The organism is Polaromonas jejuensis NBRC 106434, assembly GCF_001598235.1.
Classification (GTDB): Bacteria; Pseudomonadota; Gammaproteobacteria; order Burkholderiales; family Burkholderiaceae_C; genus Polaromonas; species Polaromonas jejuensis.
In genome coordinates this window covers 1-3,551 of the sequence record NZ_BCYO01000062.1, presented here as the reverse complement: position 1 = coordinate 3,551, position 3,551 = coordinate 1, and the positions used below count along the sequence as shown (strand labels likewise).

Sequence of the window (3,551 nt, the reverse complement as noted above, 5' to 3'; positions counted from 1 at the left end):
GGTTATGCCCCCAACGACTGGCAGGTGGGCCAGACCGGCAAGATCGTCGCGCCCCAGCTCTACATTGCCTGCGGCATCTCGGGCGCCATCCAGCACCTGGCCGGCATGAAGGACTCCAAGGTCATCGTGGCGATCAACAAGGACCCGGAAGCACCGATCTTCAGCGTGGCCGACTATGGCCTGGAGGCTGATTTGTTCACGGCCGTGCCAAGCATCGTTGCTTTAATGGCTTATTGATTAACTTCTGAGCCCACGGTTCATATGAATCGCCCTGGGTTTGATGGAGGCCGGTTGGTTTAATTTAGACCACTGTAATGGTCATGCGCTAGGCCGCGGAGGTGCTGTGCGGCGGCGAGTGGCGAGGAGTGTGGATCGACTCTCCTTGGCGCTACAACTGAATTGCGCTTGGTACCAGCGCGAGAAGCTGCTCGGCGCGGAAAAACCGAGCAGTGCTGCCACTTCGGTTAACGGACGATCACTCTCGAGGACATAACGTGTGGCGAGTTCCTTGCGGATGTCGTTAACCATCGACGAGAAGCTTTGCCCCTGTTCAGCGAGTCGACGCTGGACCGTGCGGCACACTACGCCCAAGTGTTCGGTCACCTGTTCGATGCTGCAACGCCCACTGGGCAGCAGTAGCAGTATTGTGCGCCGCACGTCCTCGAGCATTGTCGCCCCCTTCGACTTGGCAGAGGCATCTATCAACTGCTGCGCGTAGCGCACCATCGCCGGATCGGCTGACGGGTTGCGTGCATCGAGATCAGTTTTTGCGCAGACGATGCAGTTGAAGTCATAGTCGAACTCGACGCAACGGCCAAACAACCGTAGGTGTGTACTAACGTCACGCGGGGCAGAGTGTTCGAAGCACACGCGCCGCGGCTGCCAGTCGGCCCCGAGGAGTTGGCGTATCAACCGCACCATTACCCCTAGCGCCAGTTCAACCCTTTGGCGCGTGGGCTGATGCGCACTGCCAGGCATGACCACCTCGCGAATAATGACCATTCCGGCGCCTTCTTCGACCGCCAGCGACAGCGCATCATTGAGTAGCGCTTGGTAGCGCATCAGCATGTAAAGCGAGTCGCGCAGCGTCGCCTGATCGCGGATCAGCAATCCTACCGCCCCAAGATTGGACAACAGGCGCGACTCGGCCATGCAGAGTCCGAAACTCTCGTTACCCGACGCGGTTGCAGAAGCCTGGAGCAATCGCCCGACACACTCCACCGGAATCATCAGATCCGGCTCGTGTAATACGCTAGGGCTTAGCCCCGCGTCAAAGAGCATCCGGGCCGGGTTCAGTCCGGAGGCAAGGGCCACCTCGCTGTAGTTGGTGAGGCTCGCAGCACGGACAAGGGGCGACATTGGTCTAAAAGATTGGCGCGAAATGCAAAATGCATGTCATGTATTGTCAAGCAAGGACGGCTTGTCGCGCCCACACTTGACCTATCACGCCATTCTATAACAGGAGACAAACTGTCATGACTCAAGACCTCCAAGCGGCACCCGCAGTGGTCCGTGCGACTTCGCTGAGCAGTTCAATCCAGGTCGAGCCGCTCACTTGCACGATCGGCGCCGAGCTCGGCAACGTTAACCTAGGAGCGGCTGCCGAGGACGATTCGCTGATGGCAGAGATCAGGGCGCTGCTTCTAAAGTATCACGTGGTTTTTTTTCGTGACCAGGACATCACGCGCGCTCAGCACGTGGCCTTCGCGCGGCGCTTCGGCGAGCTGGAGGAGCATCCCGTGGTGGGCAGCCATCCGGATCATCCGGGGCTGGTTCAGATCTACAAAACCCCGGAAAACCCTCCTGATCGCAACGAGAATTCCTGGCATACCGATGCCACCTGGCGCGAAAAGCCTCCGTTAGGCTGCGTTCTGCGCTGTGTCGAATGCCCGCCCGTGGGCGGCGACACCATGTGGGTCAACATGGTGGAGGCCTACAGGCAGCTGCCCGAGGATATCAAGACGAAGATCGCCTCATTGCGCGCGCGCCATAGCATCGAGGCGAGCTTCGGCGCCGTGATGCCGATCGAAAAGCGCCTTGCGCTGAAGGCTCAGTACCCGGACGCCGAGCACCCGGTTGTGCGTATCCATCCTGAAACGGGGGAGAAGATTCTATTTGTCAACGGAAGCTTCACGACGCACTTCACCAACTTCAATACGCCAGCCAACGTGCGTTTCGGCCTGGACAAGGCGCCGGGCGCCAGTCAGCTGCTTAATTACCTTACCAGCCAGGCCAATATCCCCGAATACCAGGTGCGTTTTCGTTGGAAGAAGAACAGTGTTGCGTTCTGGGACAACCGTTCGACCCAGCACTACGCAGTGATGGATTACCCGCCGTGCCACCGCAAGATGGAGCGCACGGCAATCATCGGTGACTTGCCGTACTAAGTTATCAACCTGAAATCGACGACGTCAACATGAAATCAACGACGCCAACCATTCTCATCGTCCCAGGCCTGCGCGAGCATGTGCCGAACCACTGGCAGACCCTGCTTGCGGCGAAGCTGCCTAACGTGCGCAGTGTCGCCCCGCTCGAGCACGACAAACTTAGCTGCACTGCCCGCGTCGATGCCATCGACCACACTCTGGCTTCCATTGCGGGTCCAGTGATCATCGTGGCGCACAGCGCAGGCGCTATGATGGTTGCCCATTGGGCGACCCTGCGCGCCACACGCGAGATCCAGGGCGCGCTGCTGGCAGCGCCTGCGGACCTTGAAACGCCAATGCCGGCGGGCTACCCGACGACCGATGTACTGAACGACCATGGCTGGCTGCCGATCCCGCGCGCCACGTTGCCGTTTCCGAGCATCGTCGCGGCAAGTAGCAACGATCCTCTCACGCGTCTCGAACGTGCCTGTGACTTGGCGCAGGCTTGGGGCAGCCGCTTCGTCGAACTTGGTGCGGTCGGACATTTGAATCCGGCCTCGGGCTATGGTGAATGGCCGCAGGCCGAAGAGTTCATTCGCGAACTCTCGTGACCGGATGTTGGTCGGATGTCACCGGCTGAGAAAGAAGGGCGCCAGGATCAACGGTTACGCATCTGCATGCGTACTCGAAGGGGTATCGACCTGTTGAGCGCCAGGTCATGGGCTTGAACATGAAGCTCACACTGGGACAGAAACTGGCTCTGGATGCGATTTTTATGGCTGTATGGCGCAGAAAGCCTGATGACCGCGTTATTGTTCATCCTGACCAAGGTAGCCAATACGACAGCGACGACTTCAAGCGACTCTGCCACGCCCACGACTTGGAGCCCCGCATGAGCCGACGAGCCAATTTCTGGGGCAATGCGGTTGCCGAATCCATCGTCAGCCGTTTAAAAAGAGCGCATCCGAATGCGCATTCACAAGACCTGGGAGTTGGCACGGGATGAGGTCTTCGATTACATCGAAGTCTTCTACAACCGATCATGCCGTCAAAGTCATTTGGGCGGCATTAGTCCGGAGGCATTGGAGCCCGTTTCGGTTTGAGGCAGGGAGTTGTCTTGCTGACCGGGGCAGTCCAGTGTGAAAAATTTTTAGGCAATTTATTTTTAATTCATTAACAGGAGAC

Annotated in this window: 4 protein-coding genes and 1 pseudogene; 4 read left to right on the top strand and 1 reads right to left on the bottom strand. The window is 58.5% G+C overall.

Annotated elements, in window-relative coordinates:
* Window positions 1-237: electron transfer flavoprotein subunit alpha/FixB family protein (locus PJE01S_RS24040; RefSeq protein ID WP_218017563.1), on the top strand; the 237-nt coding region annotated here is incomplete at its 5' end.
* A gap of 81 nt (window positions 238-318) precedes the next feature.
* Here the strand turns inward: PJE01S_RS24040 and PJE01S_RS24035 are convergent.
* Window positions 319-1,359 (bottom strand): AraC family transcriptional regulator, encoded by a 1,041-nt coding sequence (locus PJE01S_RS24035; protein WP_068836234.1) that lies wholly within the window; start codon window positions 1,357-1,359, stop codon window positions 319-321.
* A gap of 116 nt (window positions 1,360-1,475) precedes the next feature.
* Here PJE01S_RS24035 and PJE01S_RS24030 point away from each other — a divergent pair, with 116 nt between their 5' ends.
* The 3 genes and pseudogenes from PJE01S_RS24030 to PJE01S_RS24915 all read left to right on the top strand — a co-directional run.
* Window positions 1,476-2,387, top strand: coding sequence for a TauD/TfdA dioxygenase family protein (locus PJE01S_RS24030; RefSeq protein ID WP_068836233.1), 912 nt, complete (start codon window positions 1,476-1,478; stop codon window positions 2,385-2,387).
* A gap of 29 nt (window positions 2,388-2,416) precedes the next feature.
* Entirely contained in the window at window positions 2,417-2,977 is a 561-nt protein-coding gene (locus PJE01S_RS24025) for an RBBP9/YdeN family alpha/beta hydrolase (RefSeq protein ID WP_068836232.1), read from the top strand.
* Between the two features lie 98 nt (window positions 2,978-3,075).
* Window positions 3,076-3,469, top strand: a pseudogene (locus PJE01S_RS24915) (DDE-type integrase/transposase/recombinase); the annotation flags it as partial.
* Between the last annotated feature and the right edge of the window lie 82 nt (window positions 3,470-3,551).